The organism is Nonomuraea rosea (genome assembly GCF_039539705.1).
Taxonomy (GTDB): Bacteria; Actinomycetota; Actinomycetes; order Streptosporangiales; family Streptosporangiaceae; genus Nonomuraea; species Nonomuraea rosea.
Genome location: NZ_BAABDQ010000102.1, coordinates 1 through 5438, shown reverse-complemented (window position 1 = coordinate 5438; position 5438 = coordinate 1). Strand labels below are relative to the sequence as shown.

The 5438-nt window shown below is 70.1% G+C and carries 4 protein-coding genes; 1 reads left to right on the top strand and 3 read right to left on the bottom strand.

Annotation, left to right across the window (positions count from 1 at the left end):
• Positions 1 to 227: TCP-1/cpn60 chaperonin family protein (locus ABEA43_RS67435; protein ID WP_345581395.1), on the top strand; the 227-nt coding region annotated here is incomplete at its 5' end.
• A 396-nt stretch (positions 228 to 623) separates the two neighbouring features.
• Here ABEA43_RS67435 and ABEA43_RS67430 read toward each other — a convergent pair.
• From ABEA43_RS67430 to ABEA43_RS67420, 3 genes are all read right to left on the bottom strand, one after another.
• Positions 624 to 3236, bottom strand: coding sequence for an exo-rhamnogalacturonan lyase family protein (locus tag ABEA43_RS67430; RefSeq protein ID WP_345581398.1), 2613 nt, complete (start codon positions 3234 to 3236; stop codon positions 624 to 626).
• A 74-nt stretch (positions 3237 to 3310) separates the two neighbouring features.
• Positions 3311 to 4228 (bottom strand): hypothetical protein, encoded by a 918-nt coding sequence (locus ABEA43_RS67425; protein WP_345581392.1) that lies wholly within the window; start codon positions 4226 to 4228, stop codon positions 3311 to 3313.
• A gap of 259 nt (positions 4229 to 4487) precedes the next feature.
• The gene (locus ABEA43_RS67420) at positions 4488 to 5111 is read right to left on the bottom strand and encodes a hypothetical protein (RefSeq protein WP_345581389.1); all 624 of its coding nucleotides are present in this window, start codon (positions 5109 to 5111) and stop codon (positions 4488 to 4490) included.
• Positions 5112 to 5438: the final 327 nt, after the last annotated feature.

The following is a 5438-nucleotide window of genomic DNA, read 5'->3' as shown; positions in this document are numbered from 1 at the left end:
AGCGCGTTCGCAACCTCACCCCTGGTGAGGGCCTGAACGCCGCCACCGGCGAGTACGTCAACATGTTCGAAGCCGGCATCCTCGACCCGGCCAAGGTGACGCGCTCGGCGCTGCAGAACGCCGCTTCTATCGCGGCGCTCTTCCTGACCACCGAGGCCGTCATCGCCGAGAGGCCCGACCGGTCCTCTGCGGCCCCGGCCATGGGCGGCGGCGACATGGACTTCTGACCCGCTTCCGCCCAGCGGCCGGCTTCCGCCCCGGCGATCCGGTTTCGCCCGGACGACCGGTTTCGCCCGGACGACTGGCTTCCGCCCGGCGATCCGGTTCCGCCCGGCATGCCCAGCGACCCGGTTCTGCCCGGCGATCCGGTCCCGTCCGGACGACCGGCTTCCGTCTGGACGACCGGCTTCCGTCTGGACGATCCGGTTCCGCCTGGCTCGCCCGGCGGCCCCGTTCGGCCTGGCGCGCCCGGCCACCTCGTTCCACTCGGCTTGTCTGGCGACCCCATTTCACCTGGCACGCCCGGCTTGCCCGGCCGTATCCCGCTCGGGCACCGGGCAGGGCGGAATGTGGCCGGGTGATGTGTCATGCCCTGTGTCGGCCGGGGCGCCGCCCCCAGCGGCTCACGGCAGCTCGTCCCCGATGAGGGCGAGGCACTGGATGGCGGACAGCCCGTACAAGGCGGTGAACGGGGTGTGCACCCACGGCACGCAGGAGGACGGATTGAGAGTGGTCTCGACGTGAGTGACCGACCAGTCCCGGTCGTGGGCGTACTCCCAGGGCATGGGTGGCGTCAGGAAGTTCCGCCAGGCGCGGGCGGCGTACCCGTCGTCCGCGAGCCGCGCGGCCGCGTAGGCGTCCAGGCGGGCGTGCCCCTGCTTGAAGAACAGGTCGCCGAAGCCGGTGCCGGTCTCGGCGGCCTGCTCGGCGGCCGTGGCGCTGTAGAGCCGGCAGTACTGCAGCCACGCCGCCTCGAAGTCCGGCAGGTCGATCGCGTCGATCAGCTCCGCGCAGATCTCCGCCAGCCCGAAGATCGCGCCCAGGTGCAGGACGAAGACGCCGGCGCCGGCCGCCGAGAACCGGCCCGTGGCCAGGTCGTACCGTGTGTTCGCCTGGAGGAAGCCGTTGGGCAGGGCGGCGATCGACTCCATGCCGGCGAGCAGCTTGCGCCTGGCCGCCTCCGCGCGCGGCCCGTTCCGCTCCCACTCGGTGAACCAGGCGCCGGCCAGCGCCCCCCAGTCGGTGCAGAGCGAGACGTCCAGCGCGGCCGGTTCAGGCGCGTACGGCCCGGTGCGCACCTTGCGGCCGGGGTCGAGCACGAGAAAGCTCCGCTCGGAGTCGGCGAGCTCGTGCAGCAGGTCGCCGGTGCGCTCATCGGCAGTGAGGTAGTAGAAGATCCGGCGGTAGAGAGCGTTGCTGATGCGGTGCTGCTTGCAGCTGTCGCCCCAGTGCGTGACCCCGTGCCGCGTGCCCAGGCCGGCCCACGGCCCCAGATGGTAGACGTCCACCTCGCCGGTGTGCCTGGTCATGGCCTCGGCGAAGCGGAAGATGTCGGCACGTCCAGATCGCAGGAAGGCGTACCACAGCCACAGATCGGGCGAGAATTCAGAGTTCGTCCAGGCATGCCCGCCGACGTCGTAACACCACACCCGGCGGTCGGCGTCGAAGCTGTGCATGACGTCGCCGTGGTGCCAGAAGCCGTACCAGTGGCGCTCCTCGACCTGGGAGCGGTGATAGGCAAACAGGAAGTCGAGGTGCTCCTCGATCTCGTTCTTGACCGGATGAGTGCGGTCCACCGGCGCGAACAGGCCGCCGAACACCTTCGCCGCCACCAGATGCCCGACGGAGTTGATCAGCTGCGGCGGGGTGCGCACCCGGTCGGCCAGCTCCCCCAGCCGTTCTCCGCTCGGGGTGGATCCCAGCGCCCAGAAGCTCAGCTCGCTGGTCCTCGCGACGCCGTACGGCGTGCCGAAGCCCGGCTCGTAGTCCTCGTGCGTCACGGCGAGCCCGTCGAGCTGCTCACGATGCGTGTCCTGGCCCAGGCCATCGTGATAAAAGCGCAGGTCCATCGGCTCCGCCTCCGGCGACCAGAGCCACACGGTCACCTCGGCCTCCTCCGCGCCGGCGCCGCGGACGTCCAGCTGGGTCGGATGCCGCTGCCAGGAGTCGCGCAGCCCGAAGGCCAGTCCGCCGCTCGCCCCGCCGACATAGCCGAGCCCGGCGGCCCGGCCGCCCTGGTCGACGGGGATCCAGGCGTAACCCTTCCCGGTGCGCTTGCGTACGGTGAAGCCGTTGGCGGAGAGCTGGCTGAGCGTGTAGTCGCCCCATTCGGGCAGGTGCCGCAGGCCGTCCGTCCAGGGGCCGGGCACCGCGGTGCCCGCGACCTGCGCGGCCCGCGCGCCGGCGTCGGGGCCGCGGCCGAAGACGAGCCCGGTGATGCCCTTGACCGCCTCGGCCAGCACGCCGTTCCCCTCCCCCACGAACCGCACATGCCGGTCATAGGCCGCATCCCGCATCGGCACCCGCACGCGGACGCCGAGCCCGGCGATGTGGTCGTCGTGGCCGTCCCGATCGACGATAAAGGTGTGCATCATGCGGATGCGATCGGTCCCGGCGGAGAAGTACAGCCGGAGAGTGAACGGCAGCCACGTGTCGCCCGTCTCGCCGACGTGCGTGCCCTCGATGCGCACCACCGCTCGTACGGGTCCGGACTGCTCGACGACGACGTCCCGGATGTCGCTGACGTGGCGGTGCCGGGTGATGGCGCCGTCCTCGTTCTCGTCGATTCCGCGCTGGCCGACGTTGACGAGCCGGGCGCCGCGGGCGATCTCGGTGTCTCCGCGCCAGATGTGGCTGATCACCTCGGCGCCGGATCTGCCGATCCGGGCCCGGATCGGGCCGGTGTCCACGTCGAGGTGGCCCTCGTGCTCCGCGACCGTGACGGGCGTGGCGGGAACGACGGCCGGGCCGGGCTTGAGTGTGGCGGGAACGGCGGCCGGGCCGGGCCTGAGCGTGTAACCACCAGCGGGTACGGGCGTCGCGATCGCATGCGCGCTCCACTTCAGCGACCCGTCGGGCCAGAACGCGATCGGCCGGCTCTGCACCGGCACGGCCGTGCCGTTGAGGTCGGTGAGCGCGAACGTCTGATCCGCGGCGACCTCGCCCCTGGGCCACGGAGTGCCCCAGGCGGATTCGGCAGGACCGTCAGGCGGGCCCTCCAGCCACGTCAAACCCACTTCGGTCAAGAGCTCTCCTCCGGCGTACGGGATCTGCGGATGATCGACGATAGCCAAGCGTCCGCGTACCGCACTCAACCCGGGGATACCGCCGTCAGGGAGCGTGGCTCTCGCCGGGCCGCCGCGGCCAGGACCGCCCACCCCGCAGCCGTCGTGGCGGCGATGAGCAGGGCGAGGACGCCCAGCGTCAGACCGTCGGGATGGATCAAGGACTGGCCGCGCAACGCCTGCCAGGTCACCAGGGCGAGGAGGCCGCTGTAGCCCACGGCCGCCACGATCACCAGAGCCACCCGGGTCCGCTCGTCGTGCAGCCGGGTGACGCGGGCCGCCAGGAACCTCAGCAGCAGCGCCACCGCCAGCATGATCTGCAGCCCGTGCAGCCCGGCGAAGTGCGGGATGCGCAGGTCCCCGCCGACCGTGCTCCAGCCGGTGAGCGGCAGCCCGGGGCCACCGTCCGGTACGCCCACGTTGTGCTGGGCGTTCAGGGGGATCGAGTGCCCGGCCGCGTCCTTGACCGTCCACACCGCCTCCGACCTGAGCGGTATCAGCAGGCCCAGTCCGATGCCGGCGATCACGAGGGCCATACCCGCGCGGATCGCCCACGCGGTCGCTCGATCGCCGATCCGCTGGAAGACCAGAATCGCGGCGAGCACGAGGTTCGCGAGCAGCAGCCCCTGAACGCCCATGCTGAAGATCGACTGAATGATGTCGTTGAAGGGGTCGTTCGCCTCGTTGAAGTGGCTGAACGTCCCGCGCGCCGCCTGGATCACGACGATCCCGACATCGACGACGCCGGTGACGACGAACAGGGTCGCCACCCACCAGGTCCAGCGTGGAGCCTTGTGCGGCAGCGTCAGCAGCCAGGCCAGCGTCAGGCCGTAGACGATGAACGACACGGCGAACTTGAGCGGCTTCCCCCAGACCGGAGCGCCGAGCAGGACGCGATCGTCGACCACCATCCCCACGGCCGAGACGACCAGCAGGAGCGCCATCAAGGCGACCATCAGCAGGAGAGGGCGGTGCGGGCGACGGACCACGTGAGGGGCCGGGCTGAGATCAGCGGGCATGGGAGGGCCTTTCGGAACAGGGCCGCAGGCTCTCAGCCCGGATTTCCAGCGATGGAAGGACCGCTGCCAACGCTAGGAACCCGCCCGCCTCCACCCCAGCCTGCCCTCCCCCCAACCGCTGGACCGCCGGCCCCCGTACGGATGGTGGGGTGCGCCATACCGGCGATGTGACGCCTTCAGACCGTTAGAAATGGTTGAGGCGGAACCGGCGGACGACGATCCAGGCGTCGGCGTGGGCGACGACGTGCCGGATGCGTTTGGAGTAGGCCTTGAGCGGATTGTGCCTGACGCGCAGGCATCGCAGGTGGACCCGGTAGACGCCGACGGCGAGGTCATGGGCGATGGGCTGGGGTGAGGTGACGTGTCCGGTGCCGTGGATGAGGTAAGGGAGCCCAAGGACGGTGCGCCGATAGTCACGTTGTCCCACCGAGTTGAAGGCGGGTGAGATGACGTGAGCGGTGTTGGCGTTGGTGGGGCAGTGCACGCGGATGAGGTAGTCGCTGCCGCGGCGCAGGCGTCCGGGCAGGATGCGTACGCCGACTCCCTTGGGCGCGTGCGGGTTCCTCAGCCCTTCCAGGAGTTTGCCCAGAAGGGGCTCCTGCAGGAGGGGCAGGCGGTTGGGGAGACTGGCGATCTGCGCGATGGCGTCGGTTCCGTCTCCTTGCGACAGCCCCTGGGGCAGTCCTTGCGGCAGGCCCGGCCGCGGGGGCGGCTGTCTGTCGGCTTCGGTGGCATGGGCCGGCGAAGCCGTGGCGAAGAGGGCGGTGGTGAGGGTGATTCCGGCCAGGAACTTCGCACCTGTGCTCATATTGTCTGTTTTTCCGTTTCCGTATGCCTGTGTTGAGTGTGGCGTGATGGGAACGGTGGAATTGATACCCGTCGGACTTGCGCGGATAAGTGCAAGCAAGATCGATGAATTCGGCAAGCTTCCCGAAGCGGGTGGTCCGTTCTGAGCGGCGCACGATCTTGGCGGGGAAATGGCCGGTGAAGGGGTGCCGGTAAGAACGCTGTCAGTGCGCCATGGAAAGCGCTGTTTGTCCGAACGGAGGTGAAAGACCACCGTCGCTCTGCCGTCGTAGCGGTGGGGTGAAGCTGGAGGCAGCCTGATCCGGGGATCACCGGGGAGGGTGGGAGC

Coding starts and splice junctions, on each gene's coding strand:
- ABEA43_RS67425 (WP_345581392.1), bottom strand. CDS start 4,228: ATGGCGCTCCTGCTGGTCGTCTCGGCCGTGGGGATGGTGGTCGACGAT.
- ABEA43_RS67420 (WP_345581389.1), bottom strand. CDS start 5,111: ATGAGCACAGGTGCGAAGTTCCTGGCCGGAATCACCCTCACCACCGCC.